This is a genomic window from Arthrobacter sp. NPDC056691 (genome assembly GCF_042791415.1).
Classification (GTDB): Bacteria; Actinomycetota; Actinomycetes; order Actinomycetales; family Micrococcaceae; genus Arthrobacter.
Genome location: NZ_JBHTXX010000009.1, coordinates 19,560 through 36,653, shown reverse-complemented (window position 1 = coordinate 36,653; position 17,094 = coordinate 19,560). Strand labels below are relative to the sequence as shown.

General features: G+C 69.6%; 15 protein-coding genes, 1 tRNA gene and 1 riboswitch. Of the genes, 8 read left to right on the top strand and 8 right to left on the bottom strand.

The window, feature by feature from the left end; genetic code table 11:
- Positions 1 to 75 precede the first annotated feature (75 nt).
- Both ACFRAU_RS09740 and ACFRAU_RS09735 read right to left on the bottom strand, forming a co-directional pair.
- Positions 76 to 681, bottom strand: a complete 606-nt coding sequence (locus tag ACFRAU_RS09740; RefSeq protein ID WP_377999754.1) for a dihydrofolate reductase family protein — start codon at positions 679 to 681, stop codon at positions 76 to 78.
- A 200-nt stretch (positions 682 to 881) separates the two neighbouring features.
- Positions 882 to 971, bottom strand: a tRNA-Ser gene (locus ACFRAU_RS09735).
- 137 nt (positions 972 to 1,108) lie between these two features.
- Here ACFRAU_RS09735 and ACFRAU_RS09730 point away from each other — a divergent pair.
- Genes ACFRAU_RS09730 through ACFRAU_RS09715 form a run of 4 tightly spaced genes read left to right on the top strand, consistent with a single transcriptional unit; the run spans position 1,109 to position 4,985 of the window.
- Positions 1,109 to 2,152 carry a zinc-binding alcohol dehydrogenase gene (locus ACFRAU_RS09730; RefSeq protein ID WP_377999753.1) on the top strand — a complete coding sequence of 348 codons (1,044 nt, stop codon included), beginning with the start codon at positions 1,109 to 1,111 and terminating at the stop codon, positions 2,150 to 2,152.
- A 3-nt stretch (positions 2,153 to 2,155) separates the two neighbouring features.
- Positions 2,156 to 2,554, top strand: a complete 399-nt coding sequence (locus ACFRAU_RS09725; RefSeq protein WP_377999752.1) for a 6-pyruvoyl tetrahydropterin synthase family protein — start codon at positions 2,156 to 2,158, stop codon at positions 2,552 to 2,554.
- A 7-nt stretch (positions 2,555 to 2,561) separates the two neighbouring features.
- Complete coding sequence (locus tag ACFRAU_RS09720) at positions 2,562 to 3,755, top strand: glycosyltransferase (RefSeq protein ID WP_377999751.1); 1,194 nt, start codon at positions 2,562 to 2,564, stop codon at positions 3,753 to 3,755.
- A gap of 3 nt (positions 3,756 to 3,758) precedes the next feature.
- Positions 3,759 to 4,985: a DNA glycosylase AlkZ-like family protein gene (locus tag ACFRAU_RS09715; protein ID WP_377999750.1), complete on the top strand. Its 1,227-nt coding sequence runs from the start codon at positions 3,759 to 3,761 to the stop codon at positions 4,983 to 4,985.
- Positions 4,986 to 4,995: 10 nt separating this feature from the next.
- Here ACFRAU_RS09715 and ACFRAU_RS09710 read toward each other — a convergent pair whose 3' ends face one another.
- Complete coding sequence (locus ACFRAU_RS09710) at positions 4,996 to 5,511, bottom strand: nucleoside deaminase (protein WP_377999749.1); 516 nt, start codon at positions 5,509 to 5,511, stop codon at positions 4,996 to 4,998.
- A 60-nt stretch (positions 5,512 to 5,571) separates the two neighbouring features.
- On the opposite strand from ACFRAU_RS09710, the gene ACFRAU_RS09705 reads away from it, so the two are divergent.
- The 4 genes from ACFRAU_RS09705 (at position 5,572) to ACFRAU_RS09690 (ending at position 8,227) form a co-directional block, all read left to right on the top strand.
- Positions 5,572 to 6,405: a phosphatase PAP2 family protein gene (locus ACFRAU_RS09705; RefSeq protein ID WP_377999748.1), complete on the top strand. Its 834-nt coding sequence runs from the start codon at positions 5,572 to 5,574 to the stop codon at positions 6,403 to 6,405.
- Between the two features lie 12 nt (positions 6,406 to 6,417).
- Positions 6,418 to 7,053 (top strand): uracil phosphoribosyltransferase, encoded by a 636-nt coding sequence (gene upp, locus ACFRAU_RS09700; protein WP_377994549.1) that lies wholly within the window; start codon positions 6,418 to 6,420, stop codon positions 7,051 to 7,053.
- A gap of 69 nt (positions 7,054 to 7,122) precedes the next feature.
- A complete protein-coding gene (locus ACFRAU_RS09695; protein ID WP_377994550.1) occupies positions 7,123 to 7,500 on the top strand; it encodes a VOC family protein in 378 nt (125 codons plus the stop codon).
- A 46-nt stretch (positions 7,501 to 7,546) separates the two neighbouring features.
- A complete protein-coding gene (locus ACFRAU_RS09690) occupies positions 7,547 to 8,227 on the top strand; it encodes an HAD-IA family hydrolase (RefSeq protein WP_377999747.1) in 681 nt (226 codons plus the stop codon).
- Between the two features lie 56 nt (positions 8,228 to 8,283).
- Here ACFRAU_RS09690 and ACFRAU_RS09685 read toward each other — a convergent pair whose 3' ends face one another.
- The 5 genes from ACFRAU_RS09685 to ACFRAU_RS09665 form a co-directional block, all read right to left on the bottom strand.
- A complete protein-coding gene (locus tag ACFRAU_RS09685; RefSeq protein ID WP_377999746.1) occupies positions 8,284 to 10,395 on the bottom strand; it encodes an ArnT family glycosyltransferase in 2,112 nt (703 codons plus the stop codon).
- Positions 10,396 to 10,401: 6 nt separating this feature from the next.
- Entirely contained in the window at positions 10,402 to 12,543 is a 2,142-nt protein-coding gene (locus ACFRAU_RS09680; RefSeq protein ID WP_377999745.1) for a glycosyltransferase family 39 protein, read from the bottom strand.
- Positions 12,540 to 14,045, bottom strand: coding sequence for a glycosyltransferase (locus ACFRAU_RS09675; protein WP_377999744.1), 1,506 nt, complete (start codon positions 14,043 to 14,045; stop codon positions 12,540 to 12,542). Before ACFRAU_RS09675 ends, ACFRAU_RS09680 begins: the two co-directional genes overlap by 4 nt.
- Before the next feature lie 251 nt (positions 14,046 to 14,296).
- Positions 14,297 to 15,196 (bottom strand): hypothetical protein, encoded by a 900-nt coding sequence (locus ACFRAU_RS09670; protein ID WP_377999743.1) that lies wholly within the window; start codon positions 15,194 to 15,196, stop codon positions 14,297 to 14,299.
- 5 nt (positions 15,197 to 15,201) lie between these two features.
- A riboswitch (cyclic di-AMP (ydaO/yuaA leader) is annotated at positions 15,202 to 15,353 on the bottom strand.
- A gap of 104 nt (positions 15,354 to 15,457) precedes the next feature.
- Positions 15,458 to 17,092: an ATP-binding protein gene (locus tag ACFRAU_RS09665; RefSeq protein ID WP_377999742.1), complete on the bottom strand. Its 1,635-nt coding sequence runs from the start codon at positions 17,090 to 17,092 to the stop codon at positions 15,458 to 15,460.
- Positions 17,093 to 17,094: the final 2 nt, after the last annotated feature.

Below are 17,094 nucleotides of genomic sequence, written 5' to 3'. Positions count from 1 at the left end.
CGTCGGAAGGCGGCCCGCTCTGCGAACCGGGGAATGAGCGGGCCGCCGCCCCGGCCAGCCGGCAGCCCTGGCCAGTCAGCTAACGCGGCGATAGCGGATGTGGGTGGCCAGCGGTGAGTGAAGCACCTCGGCGGGTTCGAAGCCGAAGGATTCAACCCCGTCGAAGATGCGCTCGCCCGAACCGAGCAGGACCGGTGCTATGTCGAGGGTGAGCTCGTCGATCACGCCGGCGGTCAGTGCCTGGCGGACGGTCGAGGCCCCACCGGCGATGTCCACGCCGTTGTCCCCGGCGGCCTGGCAGGCCGCGGAGTAGGCCGCGTCGAAGCCCTCGGTGACGAAGTGGAAGGTGGTCCCGCCGTCCATCCGGATCGGGTCATGTTCGTGATGGGTCAGCACGAACACCGGCGCGTGGTACGGCGGTTCGGCTCCCCACCACCCGGTCCATTCCTCGTCCCAGTCCCCGCGGATCGGGCCGAACATGTTGCGACCCATGACATACGCGCCCCGGGGGCGCATGAGCCACTCGTTCGCGACCCTGTCGGCATCGTTGGCCCGCGGGTCCCCGATGTGCCAGCCATGCAGCTCAAGCCCCCGCTTGCCCAGGGGGTTCTCACGGCTCTGGTCCGGCCCGGCGACGAAGCCGTCCAGCGAGATCGACATGTGGCAGGTGGTGTCCGGCACTGCGAACCTCCAGGGTGATTGCGACTTGCACGCGGTTGTGTGGCGGTTCTGCGGATCCTAGCACGTGCTGGAATCCCCGCCGGCCGCTTCCGGCGGCAGGTCGCCGACAGGGTTGCCGCTACGTTTGCCGCGGCACTCTTGCCTGGCAAAGCAAAAGACCCCGGTTCCCTTTGTTTACCAGGGAACCAGGGTCTTCTATGTGGCGGTGACGGTGGGATTTGAACCCACGTTGGCTTTTACACCAAACAACATTTCGAGTGTTGCACCTTCGGCCGCTCGGACACGTCACCAACCTCAATAGGGTACCGGAGCAAGGCCCGCATCCCCAAAACGGGATGCTTCTCCCGGCCGCGCAACCGGTCCGGCGCGGCCACGCCGGGATGCATCTTCCCGGAAATCGGGGACGGGCACTAGATTCATCAGCAAGATGAGTACTTTCCAGCAGCACACCGAAGCAACCGCATATTGGACAGTAGGCCCCGGCGAGGGTGAACTGCGCAGCGAGGCTCTGCCCGCCCCAGGCCCGGAGGAGGCTCTGGTGCGCTCGCTGTATTCGGGCATCAGCAAGGGCACCGAACTGGTGGTCCACCAGGCCGCTGTTCCGCCCTGCGTCGCCGAGGAGATGCGTGCCCCGCACCAGGAGGGTTCCTTCCCGTCGCCGGTGAAGTTCGGCTACCTGTCCGTGGGCGTGGTGGAGCAGGGCCCGGCGGACTGGCTGGGGCAAACCGTGTTCTGCCTGCATCCGCACCAGGACCGCTACGTGGTGCCGGTCGCCTCGCTCACCCGCGTTCCCGACGGCGTTCCTCCCCGCCGCGCGGTCCTCACCGGCACCGTGGAAACGGCCGTGAACGCCCTGTGGGAGGCGGGGCCACGGCTGGGCGACCGCGTTGCCGTAATCGGGGCCGGGCTGGTCGGCGGCATGGTGGCCACGCTGCTGCGCACGTTCCCCCTCGGCCGGCTCCAGCTCGTGGACCTCGACCCCGCCCGCAAGGACCTCGCCGACGCACTTGGCGTGGACTTCGCCCATCCGGACGACGCCCTGCCGGACTGCGACATCGTCTTCCACTGCTCCGCGTCCGAAGGCGGACTGGAACGCAGCCTGCAGCTGGTGGGGGACGAGGGCGACATCATCGAAATGTCCTGGTACGCCGACCGGAAAATCACCATCCCCCTGGGCGAGGACTTCCACGCCCGCAGGCTGTCCATCCGCGCCAGCCAAGTGGGCGCCGTGGCACGGGCCCGCCGGCACCGCCGGACCAGCGCCGACCGGCTGGAGCTCGCCGTGTCCCTGCTGAAGGATCCGGTGTTCGACGCCTTCCTCACGGGCGCCTCCAAGTTTGCCGGGCTGCCGGGCGTGGTCCGGGACCTGGCCGGCGGCCGGCTCGAGGCGCTCTGCCACGTGATCGAGTACCCCGCCGCAGCCGGTCCCGTCACTGACGACCACCACACCACCACAGAAACCGCGAGGTAACCGTTGTTCAGCCTGACCGTACGCCGCCACTTCATGATCGCCCACAGCCTTCCCCGGGAGGCGTTCGGGCCCGCCCAGGGCCTGCACGGGGCAACCTTCGTGGCGGAGGTGACGTTCCGCCGTCGGGCCCTCAACGACGACGCCATCGTGCTGGACATCGGCGCGGCCGGCGGGATGATCGAGGAGGTCCTGGCCGGCCTCAACTACCGCAACCTGGACGACCATCCTGACTTCGCCGGGAAACTGAGCACCACGGAGGCGCTGGCGCAGTACATCGCCGATGACGTCGCGGAGCGACTGCGTGACGACACGGACGGCCGGGAACTCGCCGGGCTGGACGTCACCCTGCGCGAAAACCCCGACGCCTGGGCGAGCTACTCCCTCGCGTTCGACCACCGCTAAGGCCGCCATGCCGCCGCCGCTTCCGGCCATCCGGCTCCTGGTTCCCGGGAACATCCGCCACAACTCCGGCGGCAACGTCTACAACGCCGCGCTGGCACGGGGCCTCGAGCAATTGGGCGTCGGGGTGACCATCCAGCCGGTTGCCGGCAACTGGCCGGTCGGCAGCAAGGAAGAACGACGGCGGCTGGCCGGCTTGCTCACGGCAGGAACCCCGGCAGGAACCATGGCTGGGGCACCCGCCGCCGCCGTCACGATCGTTGACGGTCTGGTCGCCTCCGGGGCCCCCGAAGCGATGGAGGCGGCCGCCGCCGGCGACCACGCGCCGTGGGTCCTGCTGCACATGCCGCTGGACGGGCACCCGGACCTGGAAGCCCGTGCCTTACGGGCGGCCGCCGGCGTGATCTGCACCAGCGGTTCGGCCGCCGCAGAGATCACCCGGCGGCACGGCCTGTCCGGAGTCCGCGCGGCGCTGCCCGGAACACAGCGTGCCCGGGTGGCGGACGGATCACAGCCGCCGCGCCTGCTGGCCGTGGCGGCACTGCTGCCCAACAAGGACCAACTGGTTCTCCTCGGTGCGCTGGCCCGGCTGCAGGACCTCGAGTGGACGGCAGCCCTCGTAGGCTCGGCCGCGGCCGACCCCGGCTACGCCCGCCAGGTAGCGGTGGCCGTGGAACGGCACGGGCTGGCCGGCCGCGTGCAGCTCCCGGGTGAACTGACAGGCGAGGCGCTGGAGCAGCAGTGGCACGCCGCGGACCTGAGCCTGCTGGTCTCCAAGGTGGAGGCTTTCGGCATGGCGGTCACCGAGTCGGTGGCCCGCGGGGTGCCCGTCATCGTCCGGGCCGGCACCGGGGCAGTCGAGGCGCTGGGGCTGGGCGCGGAACCGGAACCAGAACCAGAGGCCCGTGAAGGGGCGGAGCGCGCCCTGCCCGGTGCCGCCGTCGAACTCGGCGGCGAACCTGCCGAAGGGGAATCTGCCGATGGGGAAGGGGACTCTGCCGAGGGGAACCCGGAGCCGCTGGCCCTCCTGCTGCGCAGCTGGCTCACGGACCCGGCTTTGCGTGCCGACTGGCGCCGACGGGCCCTCGCCGGCAGGGAAGTCCTGCCCGGCTGGGACGCCACCGCACGGCAGGTGCTCGGCTTCGTGGCGCCGGAAGCACCGCGTGGCGGCCATTCCTCGCGACCGCCTGCTGATGGAGAATGAGGCATGACTACCCGCGTCCAGCCCGCCGGCACTCTGGAAACCGCTGCCGCCCTCACCCCGGAGCTGCTCCGCGCCTGGGCCTGGCGCCGGCAGGGGCTGGACGGAACGCTCGACGGCCATACGTCACAGGAGGTGCTCGCCGCGGCGGGCTGGGCGAGGTCAGTGGGCGGCGCCAACCCGTACCTGACCCTCTTCGCCCGCGCCGGAATCCGCCGCGGTCAGGTGGACGCGGACGTCCGCGAGCTCAGGATTCACGAACTGCCCACCGCCCGCGGCTGCACCTACGTACTGGGCCGGGAGGATTTCGACTGGGCGCTGAGCCTGGGCAAAAGTGCTGAAGAGGCCTTCCGGGTGCTGGCCAGGCTCGGCGTGGACCGCGGCGAGATCACGCTGCTGGAGGAACAGATCCTGCATGTTCTCGGCGAGGCGGACGGTCCGCTGGATCCCAGGCAGCTGAAGGAGGAGCTCGGGGAATCGGTGCGGAACCTGGGCGAGGAAGGCAAGAAAAAGGGGGCTGCCACCACGCTGCCCACGGCGCTGGGGCTGCTGCAGGCAGACGGCCGGATCCGCCGCGTCCCGGTCAACGGGCGGCTGGACCAGCAGCGCTACGCCTACACCCCGTGGGGCCTGCCGCCCAGCCGGCTCGGCCCCGAAGGTGCCCGCGAGGAACTGGTCCGCCGCTACCTGGGCTGGACGGGCGGCGCCACCATCAAGCAATCCCAGTGGTTCACCGGCTTCACCCTCACCGACAGCAAAACGGCGCTCGCCGCCGTCGGCGCCGTGGAGGTTCCCACCGCCGCCGGCGACGTGCTGTGGATGCTGCCGGCCGACGTCGAACGCCTCGCGGACTTCAGTCCTCCGGAAGGGGAACAGATCCAGCTGCTGGCCGGCACCGATTCGCTCGTGCTGCACCGCCGGAACGCGGGTGACCTGTTTGCGGACGCAGACCGGGACCTCAAGCTGCTGAACACCACCCTGGCGCTGCAGGCGGACCTTCCGGACCACCCCATCTTTGACCGCGGCAGGATCATCGGACTCTGGCAGTACGATCCCGGCAGGGAAAGGATCGCCGCCTGGCTCTTTGCGGGCCCGACCCCCGCCGTCGAACAGCGCATCGCCGAGGTTGAGGAGTGGATCCGGGAGGACATGGGCGACTTCCGCTCCTTCAGCCTGGACTCGCCCGCGTCCCGGCAGGAGCGGATCGACGCGCTGGACGCTGCTTGCGGATAACCCGGCGGGGTTAGCTTGACCTGCTGCCGGTGCGGTGAACCGCGAAAAACTCGCGCAGCAGCAGGCCGCATTCCTCCTCCTGCACGCCGGCGTAAACCTCCACCCAGTGGTTGAGGCGGCGCTCGCGCAGAATGTCGAACACGGAGCCCGCCGCCCCGGCCTTCTCGTCCCAGGCCCCGAACACCACGCGGTGGATCCGGGCCAGGACGATCGCTCCGGCGCACATGGCGCACGGTTCCAGGGTTACCACCAGGGTGCAGTCCTCCAGCCGCCAGCCGTCGCCGCTGCCGCCGTCGAGGGCAGCGCGTGCCCGCAGCCGCGCGGCGGCCTCACGGATGGCCACCACCTCGGCGTGCGCGGTGGGATCCCCGAGGGCCTCGCGCTCGTTGCGGCCGGCCCCCAGGACTGTCCCGTCCGGACCGATCACGACGGCGCCAATCGGCACGTCCTCGGTGGCCAGCGCCCGCCGGGCTTCGTCGAGGGCAAGGCCCATCCATTCGAGGTGTTGCGGATCTGCCGGGGCCATGGATCAATGATAGTTTCGAAGGATACTTAGCATCGGTCAACGCGAGTGCCGGGAGTAGCGATGAAGTCCCCCACTGAAAAGTACGGCAGGTGGCTCGGTCCCTACGCTGCCCTGTGGATCACCCTGGTCATCGGCGGTTTCCTGGTGGTGGCCCTGACGCTGCTCAGCGCCGAGGTATACGACAGTGTCGTGGACCAGAACGGCGTCTCGGGACTGGACAAACCCGCCCTCCAGCTTGCCAAGGAATACCGGAACCCCGGACTCGACTCAGCCGTGACGGCCTTTACGAACGTCGGCGGCGGCATTGGAATGCCCATCCTGGCAAGCATCCTCGTGGCCTGGCTGATCTACGTCAGCCGCAGCTGGCGGCCGCTCATCCTGGTGGGCGGCGCGGCGGCAGTCTCCGTCACCGCCACCAGCGTGGGAAAGACGCTGCTGGGCCGCACCCGTCCGGACCATATCGACGCCGTTCCACCGTTCGAGTTCTCGCCGTCGTTCCCCAGCGGACACACGCTGAACACCACGGTGGTGATCGGGATCGTGGTGTATCTGGTGTGCCTGCAGTTCCGGAAGCCGGCGGCCCGGACATGGGTGATCATCGCGGGGGCGGTGTTCATCATCGCCATGGGACTGAGCCGCGTGTTCCTCGGCCACCACTGGCTGACGGACGTGATGGCCGCCTGGCTGATCGGGGCGGCCTGGGTGGGCACTGTGATCCTGGCCCACCGGCTGTTCCACCTCATCCGCCGGCGGGAGCATGCCGGGCCGGCGCCCACGTTCGAGCATCCGGCCCATCTGAAGGGCAGCAAGGCTGAGCAGAAGGAAGCGCTGCAAGGGACTTCCGATGCCGGGGGAGGGGCCGAAACCCGGGGCGGGGAGACAAGCGCCGGGTGATAGTTTTGACCCATGCGCACACTCGTCGTGGACCATCCGCTGGTCGCCCACAAGCTCACCGTCCTGCGGGATAAGAACACCCCCTCGCCGGTCTTCCGCCAGCTCACCGAGGAACTGGTCACGCTGCTCGCCTACGAGGCCACCCGCGACGTCCGCACCCAGCCGGTCACCATCGAAACCCCGGTCGCCACCACTGTCGGCACCGCGTTCACCAAGCCCACCCCGCTTGTGGTCCCCATCCTGCGTGCCGGGCTGGGCATGCTCGAGGGCATGACCAAGCTGGTCCCCACGGCCGAAGTGGGTTTCCTGGGCATGGCCCGCGACGAGGAAACCCTGGACATCATCACCTATGCGGAGCGCCTGCCGGACAACCTTTCGGGCCGCCAGATCTTCGTCCTCGACCCCATGCTCGCCACCGGCGGCACGCTGCGTGAGGCCATCAAGTTCCTGTTCAAGCGCGGCGCCGCCGATGTCACCTGCATCTGCCTGCTGGCGGCTCCGGAGGGCCTGGCCAAGCTGGAGGAGGAGCTCAAGGACGCCAACGTCACTATCGTCCTCGCCTCCATCGACGAGAAGCTGAACGAGAAGGCCTACATCGTCCCGGGCCTGGGCGACGCCGGCGACCGGCTCTACGGCATCGCTGGCTAGACCTGCAGCACCAAAGTTCACCGGCGGAGCTCTTCCGGAGCGCAGTCCGCCCCGGCTAGCCTGTGCAGCATGGACTGGAAACTTGAACTCGTGTTCGTCCCCGTGTCCGATGTGGACCGCGCCAAGGACTTCTACGTCAACAAGGTCGGTTTCAATGCCGACTATGACGAGCGGCCCATGGACGGCATCCGCTTCGTCCAGCTGACCCCGCCCGGATCGGGCTGCTCGATCGCCATCGGTGAGGGCCTCAACGATGCTCCGCCGGGCACGGCTCCCAGCCTGCAGCTGGTGGTCAGCGACATCAATAAGGCCCACAGCCAGCTCAAGGCTAACGGCGTGGACGTCAGCGACGTGGACGTCCAGGACTGGGGCCACTTCGTCTACTTCGCGGACCCCGACGGCAACAAGTGGGCGGTGCAGTACCTTCCAAACCGGCCGAACGGCTGAGTAACGAAGGGCGTGTCCGGGAACCGGATAAGGCAGGATGGAAGACATGAGCCTTCCTGCCCAGTCCGCCACCATCACGCTGACAGCCCGAGCCGTCCTGTTCGACATGGACGGCACGCTCGTTGATTCCACTGCCATCGTGGAGCGCGTGTGGACTGAATTCGCCGGCCGTTATGGCCTTGACATCGCGGAAATCCTCCGTACCTCCCACGGGGTGCAGGCGCTGGACACGGTCCGCCGCTTCGCCCCGGAGGGCGCCGACGTCCACGCCCTGGCCGCCGAGCTGGGACACATGGAACTGACCGAAACCGACGGCATCGTCGCGGTGCCGGGTGCGCTGCAGCTGCTCGAGTCGCTGCCGGCCGACGCCGTGGCCCTGGTGACGTCGGCGTCGCGAGACCTCGCCACCGTCCGGATGGCGGCGGCAGGGGTGGAGCTTCCGGCGGCGATGGTCACCTCCGAGGACGTCTCCCGCGGCAAACCGCACCCCGAGGGCTACCTCCTCGGCGCGTCCCTGCTCGGCGCCGACCCCTCGGAAGCGGTGGTGTTCGAGGACGCTCCCGCCGGCATCGCGGCAGGAGTCGCCGCCGGCATCAGGACTGTCGCCGTGGGCTCGAACACCGGCGCCCTTCCTGACGGCGTCCTGCATATCCCGGACTACACCGCCGTCACTGCGACGGTGGAAACGGACGAGGATGGGCGCCCGGCGATCTCCCTGCGCCTGTAGCCGGGCCTGTTCGGTCCGGAGGCCAGTCAGGCTGTACCCGTCAGAGCCGTAACCCGTCAGGACAGATCGTAGACCGTGGCACCGCCGATGGTCTCAGCCTGGAAGTTCGCCGCCACCCACTCCGAGATGCGCGCCGCGGCATCGGAGCCGGTTTCACCCTGCATCATGCTTCCGCCAATGAAGTAGTGGATCTTGCCGTCCGCCACGAGCTGCTGGAACTGTTCCAGCGTGGGCGCGGGATCGGTCCCGTTGAAGCCTCCGACGGCCATGACCGGCAACTCGGCGGCAAGCTGGTAGCCGGCGGCGTTGTTGGAACCCACGACGGCGGCGGCCCAGGTGTACTTTGCCGCGCCGGTTTGCAGCGCGGTCACCAGGGCGTCCGACGGTGTGCTGGTGCCCAGCAGGCCTCCCATTCCACCGCCGCCCCCTCGGCCGCCGAATCCGCCCGCTGCCCGGGTGGCGGAGTTGGCCGTGCCCGGATTGGCGGGCGTGCCCGGCCCGGCGAGCGTTCCCTGGCGGCTAAAATTGCCCGGCCCGGCCAGGTTGCCGCGGGCCCCTGTTGCGGCTGGCCCGGCGCTGACAATCGCGCCGGAATGCGCAGTCGCCGCGGTGGTCAGGGAGTAGGCCAGCGGCGCGGCCAGCACCGCCGCGACCGCGGCAGCCGCCGTCGAGCGTTGCAGTGCCTTGCCAGCTCCGGCGGGTGCGGGCGGGACCAGCAGCAGAACCACGGCCAACAGCGCCAGGAGCAGCACCACCCAGCGGAGCCACGGGACGTAGGCGGGGGAGCGGCCCAGCAGCTGGAAGGCCATGGCGCCGGCGGCCGCCACCGCTGCGGCGAGCGGCACCGCCGCGGCCGGCAGGGAACGGCGCTGCCAGAGCAGGACGCCGGCCAGCCCGGCCAGACCCGCGATTCCCGGTGCCAGGGCCACCATGTAGTACGGGTGGATGATGCCGGCCATGAAGCTGAACGTCAGTCCGGTGACCACCACCCACAGGCCCCAGACCACGACGGAGGCCCGGACGGCGTCGGTCCGCGGCGCCCGCCTGCCGAGCCACAGCAGTGCTCCGGCGAGAACCAGGACCGATGGCAGCAGCCAGGCGATCTGCCCGCCGAACTCGCTGTTGAAGAGCCGCAGCAGCCCCGGTGTTCCCCAGCCGTTCCCGCCGCCGACGCTTCCGGTCTCGTCGCCGTTGAGCCGGCCCAGGCCGTTGTACCCGAGCGTGAGTTCCAGGATGGAGTTGGTCTGCGAGCCGCCGATGTAGGGCCGGTTTTCGGCGGGGATGAGCTCGACGGCGGCCAGCCACCACCCTGCCGACACCGCCAGCGCCGCTCCGGCACCCGCAAGGTGCAGCACGCGCTTCCCGAGACGGACCGGGGCGGCGAGCAGATAACCGGCCGCGAGCCCCGGCACAACGAGCAGGACTTGCAGCTGCTTGGTCAGGAAACCGAAGCCCAGGAACACGCCGGCCAGCAGGAGCCAGCGGAAGCGCGCGTCCTGGATGGAGCGCAGCACCGCATAGGCTGCCGCGGTCATGAGCAGCACCAACAGCGCGTCCGGGTTGTTGAAGCGGAACATCAGGGTGGCCACCGGCGTCAGGGCCATCACCGCGCCGGCCAGCAGGCCACCGAGGTGGGCCAGCCGGTCGTCGCCGGTGGCAGGCCTGGCGGCGCGGCGCACCGCCAAATAGAGCAGCCACGCCGTAGCCACGCCCATCAGGGCCTGCGGCACCAGAATGCTCCACGAATTCAGGCCGAAGAGGCGCACGGAGAGGCCTGTGATCCACAGCGCGGCCGGCGGCTTGTCCACGGTGATGGCGTTGGCGGAGTCGGACGAGCCGAAGAACCACGCTGCCCAGTCCTGGGACCCGGCCTGGGCCGCCGCCGAGTAGAAGGCGTTGGCCCAGCCGGAGGCGCCCAGGTTCCACAGGTAGAGGACGGACGTTCCGAGCAGGAGTCCTGCAAGTTCCAGCCGGGAGCGCAGTTCCTGCCGGGGCAGCCGGGGCAGCCGCTGCCGCGGTACGGTCTGTGACTGTGGGGTCTGTAACTGCCCGGTCTGCTGCTGCCCGGTCCGTTGCTGCCTGGTCCGTTGGAGGCCGGGGCGCAGAAGCCAGCGGCGGCGGATCCGGGATTCTGCCGTGGATGGCGAACGTGGAATGGTGTTGGCCATGATTGCCTAATCGGTCAGCTTGTAGACGGTGGAGCTGCCCACGGTCTGGGCCTCGAAGTTGGCCGCAACCCAGGTGGCCACCTCGGAGTTTCCGCCGCGTCCGCCGCCTCCGCCCATCCCGCCGCCGGAGATGAAGTAGCCGATCTCGCCGTTGGCCACCATCTCCTGGAACTGCGCGAGCGTGGGGTAGGGGTCGCCGCCGTTCCAGCCGCCCAAGGCAATCACGTTGGTGCCCGTGGCGAGTTCCAGACTGGCTGCCTGGCTGGCGCCCGACACAATCCCGGACCACTTGGCAGTGCTGGCCTTGAGCAGCGCGGTGAGTTCGGAGTTCGCCGTGCCGGAACCGTCGGGACCCATCGCACCGCCGGGAACCGCACCGCCGGGAGCGTTTCCGCCGAAAGCACTGCCGGCGTCGGTTGCGCCGTTGGGGGCCAAACCGGAACCGTCCGGCAGCCCGGAACCGTCCGTCAGGCCTGAGCCGGAGCTGCCCGGCCCGGTGAGGCCGGCGCGTCCGTTCTGGCCGCCAAAGCCGCCCATCGCGGACGCGGTGGGTCCCGACGTCGGGATCGATCCGGAGTGCGGCTGGGCTGCCGTGGCGAAGGTCCATGCAGTGCTGCCCAGCCCGCCGGCCAGCAGCGAAACCGCCACGACAGTGGCAGTCGCAGTCTTGCGGAGCCGGGCCGGAACAGCCTGGAGCGAATCGAGCCGGAGCAGCAGCGCGGCGGCGGCCAGCACACCGAGGATCACCACGGCCACCCTCATCCAGGGCAGCCACGTGGCGTCGCGTCCCAGGAGCACCGCGGACCAGACCGACCCTGCCAGGACCGTGGCGGCCAGCGTGATCCGGGCGGGCAAGTAGTTACGGCCGCGCCACAGTTCCACTGCACCGATGCCCACCAGCGCGGCAATCGCCGGGGCCAGCGCAACAGCGTAGTACGGGTGGACAGTGCCGCTCATGAAGCTCAGGATTCCGGCGGTTACCAGCAGCCAGCCGCCCCAGAGAACCAGTGCCGCGCGGGTACGGGACGTACGTGCCTCGCGGCGGGTAAACCACAGGCCGGCACCCAGCAGGATCAGGGCCGACGGAAGCAGCCAGGACACCTCGCCGCCGAAGCTGGTCCCGAACATCCGGGTGATCCCCGCGGCTCCGCCAAAGCCGACATTCCCGCCGAAGCCGCCGCCACCGCCGCCCCCGCCGGGCATGCCGCCGCCACCGATGCCGCCTTCGGAGCCGGTGATGCGGCCCAGACCGTTGTAGCCGAAGGTCAGTTCCAGGAAGCTGTTGGTCTCGGACCCGGCCATGTACGGCCTGGCCGAAGCCGGCGTGAGCTGAAACAGTGCGATGTAGCTGCCGGCCACCAGCGCAATGCCGCCGGCCGCGGCGAGCAGATGCAGGAAACGCCTGCCGAGGGTGGTGGGGGCGGCCCACAGGTAAGCCAGGGCCAGGCCGGGAACGATCAGGAAGCCCTGCAGCATCTTGGTCAGGAACGCCAGGCCGATCACTGCGCCGGCGGCGGCCAGCCACTTCCAGCCGGCCTTTTCGATGGCACGGGTGGTCAGGTACGCGGCGAGCACCAGGCACAGGGTGAGCAGCGCGTCGGGGTTGTTGAACCGGAACATCAGCGCCGCCACCGGGGTCAGGGCCAGTGCGCCGCCGGCGAGCAGGCCCGCGGCGGGGCCGGACACGCGCTTGATCGTGAGGTAGAGGAGTCCGACGGCGGCCACCCCCATGAGTGCCTGCGGCACCAGCATGCTCAGCGGCGAGAAGCCGAAGACCCGGCCCACCAGGGCGGGAATCCATAGGGCCGCCGGGGGTTTGTCCACGGTGATGGCGTTTCCGGCATCGAGGGAGCCGAACAGCAGCGCCGTCCAGTCTTTCGTGCCCGCCTGGATGGCGGCGGCATAGAACGAGTTGGCGTATCCCGTGGCTTCGAGGTTCCACAGGTACAGCACGGCGGTGAACGCCAGCAGCGCTGCTGCCGAGGGCCGGATCCAGCGAGGCTGGTTTCCCAGCAGCAGCCGGGATGCCATGCCGGCCGGGCGGGTTTGCTCGGGGACGGCCTGGCGGGGAGCCTCGGGCACGGCCGGGGCAGTTTGGTCTGTTGTCGGGACTGTCGTCTGGTCTGGGGGAGTGACGGTGGTGCTCATGACTGTGCCATTTCTGTGGTCGGGTCGGATGCCTGCGGGAGGGATGCCTCGGAAGCGGCAGGATCTGCGGGAGCGTTGGTGGGGGAGGCGGCAGGATCTGCGGGAGCGTTGGTGGGGGAGGCGGCAGGATCTGCGGGAGCGTTGGTGGGGACCGGCCGCCGTCGGAACACCCACAGCCGGAACAGCAGGAACTTCAACGCGGTGGCCGCGAGGTTCGCGGCGGTGACGGTCGCCAGCTCAACCCAGCGGTCCGGCGTCGTGCCTCCGGGCAGGGCGCCACTGTGGACCAGGGCGAGCGCGCCGGAGGTGAGGGCGAGCCCGATCCCGAAAACCAGCAGCCCTTCGAAGTGGTGGCGGGCAACATCGCTGTTGCCGGCGATGCCGAACGTGAAGCGCCGGTTCGCGGCGGTGTTGGCCACGGCCGTGGTGAGCAGGGCCAGCAGGTTGGCTAGCTGCGGGTCCATCAGGTTGCGGCAGAGGTAAAAGAGGACCAGGTACGCCAGGGTGGATGCCACGCCGATGGTGCCGAACCGCACCAGCTGGCCGAACAGGCTGCCGCCCGGGCTCTGCTCCTGGCTGCGAGATGCGGCCGGAAGGGGGCCGCGGGCAAGGGCCGCGCGAAGCTCGGCGACGGGGATGCGGCCGCTGACCATGTCCTTGCTGAGCCGGGCCATGCCGCGGACGTCGGCGAGTGCCGTCTGGACGATGTCCACGCTGGAATTGGGGTCGTCGGTCCAGTCCACAGGCACTTCGTGGACGCGGAGGCCGCACCGTTCGGCGAGGACCAGGAGTTCGGTGTCGAAGAACCAGGCGGTGTCCACGGTGTGCGGCAGGATCTGCTGGGCGATGTCGGCGCGGATGGCCTTGAAGCCGCACTGCGCATCGCTGAAATGGGCGCCCATCAGGGACTGCAGCATGAAGTTGTAGCTGCGGGAGATGAATTCGCGCTTCGGCCCGCGGACCACGCGGGAGTTGCGGGTCAGCCGCGTGCCGATGGCAAGGTCCGAGTGGCCGGAGATCAGCGGGGCAAGGAGCGGGCCCAGTGCGGCCAGGTCCGTGGAGAGGTCCACGTCCATGTAGGCCAGGACAGGCGACGGCGAAGCCAGCCAGACTTTCCGCAGGGCGTTGCCGCGGCCCTTTTCCGCAAGGTGCACCACGGTGACCTCGCGGAGTTCCCGGGCCACGCGTTCGGCCGCTTGGAGCGTGCCGTCGGTGCTCGCGTTGTCCGCAACGGTGATGCGGAACGAGTGCGGGAACGTGCCGCGCAGGTGGGCGTGGAGCCGGCGCAGGCACTCCTCCAGGTCGCGTTCTTCGTTGTAGACCGGGATGGTCACGTCCAGGACCGGTACCGCGGTGGAGGTATCGATCGGCGACCGCCGCGTATGCCTGATGAGGGTCTGGGACGGGGCATCTCCGGCCGCGCCGGCTCCATGGAGCGCGTGCGGCCGGGTGTGCAGCGGTGGGTGTGGCTGGGTTCCGGAGGCCTGGTCAGTGATGGTCATGCATCAACAGTGGCGGCCGCTGTTATGAGGGTTTTAGGGCGAAGCTGTGCAGGGGCTGTGGAAGTTCTTCAGCGCTCGCTGGCGGCCGGAATGAGCGGCCGGTGGTGGCCGCATTTCTGCACCTCTTTGCCGGCCGCGGGTGGGCACGGACGGCAAGAGGGCCCCGGATCCTGGCGGATTCGGGGCCCTCGGGTCACCTTAAAGCGGTGCAGAAATGCTCGCCGTCAGCCGGTTCGGCCGCGGCAAACCGGTCAGTACCAGTTGTGGGCGAGGTGCCAGTTCAGGGCGCCACACGGGGAGCCGTAGCGCTCCTTGATGTAGTCCAGGCCCCAGTTGATCTGGGTGCGGTAGTTGGTGCGGTAGTCCGCCCCGGCGCTCGCCATTTTCTCTGCGGGCAGCGACTGGACGATGCCGTAGGCGCCGCTGCTGGCATTGGTGGCCGTGGTGCGCCATTCCGATTCCTTGGTCCAGAGCCGCTGCAGGCACTGCATCTGGTCTGCGGACCAGCCAAAGGATCCGAGCTTGGCGGCTGCGTAGGCCTGTGCGCCGGAGGGATCGTTCAGGGCCACAGGCGCAGCGGCCCGGGCCTTTGCGGCCGCCTTGGCCGCGGCAGCTTTCGCTGCGGCAGCCTGGACGGCGGCGGCGTTGGCCTTGGCAACCGCGGCGGCGTTGGCAGAGGCGGTGGCCTTAGCCGCGGCGGCCTTTGCGGCAGCGGCCTGGGCGGCGGCGGCCTTAGCGGCGGCAGCCTTCTTTGCAGCGGCAGCCTTGGCCGCAGACTCCTTGGCAGCGGCCTGGGACGAGGACTGCGGAGCGATGGACGCCGCGGACGGGGCCGGAAGGGCGGAGATCAGCGTCTTGTCGAAGCTCAGCGTCTGCCCGGCGTCCGCGGTGGCCGCTGCCGGCTCGGCGGCGGAAGGCGTGGCCTGGTCGGCCGCGTGGCCTGCGGCGCCGACGCCAACGAGCACCGCGGCGGCAGTGGTCAGGACAGCCGCCCGGCGGCCAAAGGACGGAAGGCCGGAAGTGAGACGGCCCCAGGCCGTCGTAGGCCGGGCCGGTTCGGCGCGGTGCCGGGAAATGCCCTGGCGTGACGTCGTGCGGTCAGACTGATCTGAGGCGCGTTCAGGGCGCGCCTGAGTCTTAAATTCAGACATGGTGGATTGCCTCTCACACCTGCGGAGTTAGCTGTCGGGTTCGGATGAGGTCATCCGGCCGCACGGAAATTCACGTGTCGGCTTCACCCCAAGGGCTGATGCGGAAAGCCCGGGACTCTGGTTCCCCCGCCTCTGCCTGATGTAGCGGAATCCGGGAAGCGGCAGAGCTGGGCGTCAATCCGGAGATGCGGCGCTAGTGGCGGCCGCACCATATCGACGGTACAGGAGGCTTCTGATTAAGTCACATTTAGGTAACGGGAGTCACGGCGTCGGCGCGGCGCCTTGCATGGGCAGCCGGACCGCAAATTCCGTCCGGCCGGGCCGGGACGTGACCTCCACCGTGCCGCCGTGCGCTTCCACGATGGACTGCACGATTGACAGTCCCAGGCCGCTGGTTCCCTCTGCCGAGGCGACGCCAGGTTCTGCCTGCGAAGGCCCTGTTTCTCCCCGCGAATCCGCGGTACGGAGGGCTGTTTGCGCACTGGCGCCACCGGTGGCAGGACCCTTCGCCCTTGCGGAGGCAGGCGCCAGGGGCGGCTGCGCCGGCGTCGCCCGTGAGGCGTCTGCGCGGGCGAAGCGCGCGAAGACCTTGTCCACGAATTCCGGCGGGATGCCGGCGCCGTCGTCCGTGACAGTAATCACAGCGCTGCCGTCAGCCGACCGCATCACGCCGGTGGTCACCGTGGTGCCGGGAGGGGTGTGCTTGCGGGCGTTGGAGAGCAGGTTCACGAGGACCTGGTGCAGCTGCGAGTCGTCGCCCCGGACCGACACGGGTTCCTCCGGGAGGTCCAGATGCCAGGCCCGGTCCGGCGCCATGACTTTTTCGTCACTGACGGTCTCGACCACCAGCTGCGTGAGGTCCACGTCGCTGAGCTTGAGCGGCTGGCCCTCGTCGAGCCGGGCGAGCAGCAGGAGGTCCTCCACCAGGGCGGTCATGCGTTCGGACTGGCTCTGCACGCGTGCAAGGGACCGCTGGCCGTCCGGGGTGAATTTTTCGGTCATGCGCATCAGCTCGGTGTAGCCGCGGATGGCCGTGAGCGGCGTGCGGAGTTCGTGGGAGGCGTCCGCCACGAACTGCCTGACCTTCATTTCGCTTTCCTGCCGCGCCTCCAGCGCATTGGAGACGTTGTCCAGCATCTGGTTCAGGGCGTGCCCCACGCTGCCCACTTCGGTTCCGGGATGGGCGTTCGACGGCGGGACGCGGACGGCGAGTGCCACCTCACCGGCGTCCAGCGGCAGGCGCGACACCTGCGTGGCCACCTCGGAGAGCTGTTCCAGCGGTTTCATGGTGCGCCGGATGAGCACCGTCCCGGCCAGGCCGATCAGCACGAGGCCGCCCAGCGAGACGATGGTGATGGTCCAGACCAGCGAGGTCAGGGTGTTCTGCTTTTCGGCGAGGGGAAGCCCGGTGACGATGACGTCGCCGTAGGGCGCCTGGGCGGCCACGAGCCGGTAGGTGCCCGAGGACAGCTTCCGTTCAACTGGCACGCCGTCGCGTCGGAGCTCCAGGAGGACCTGGTCGTCCGCGGCGGACAGCGAGGCGAGGGTGGCGTCGCTGTCAATGAAACCGGCGCTGATGACGGTGCCGCCCTCGATCCGGGCCGTTACCGTCCCCACCCGCTGGCCGCGTGCGCCCAGCGGATCGGGTTTGGTGCCGGGGTTGCCCAGCGGTGGCCGGCCAAAGTCGCTGGACCGCCGGGCGGCCTCCGTAAGCTGCTTGTCCAGCTGCTGGGTCAGGAAGGAGTCCATCGAGGCGTAGCTGAACAGGCCGATGGCGCCGCAAATCGCCACCAGCAGGGCCATGGCCACGAGGACCAGGCGGGTGCGCAGATGCCAGGTGCCCGGCTTCAGCCAGCTTCGGCGCTGGGTACGGACTGCACCGGAAAGGTTTGCCACGG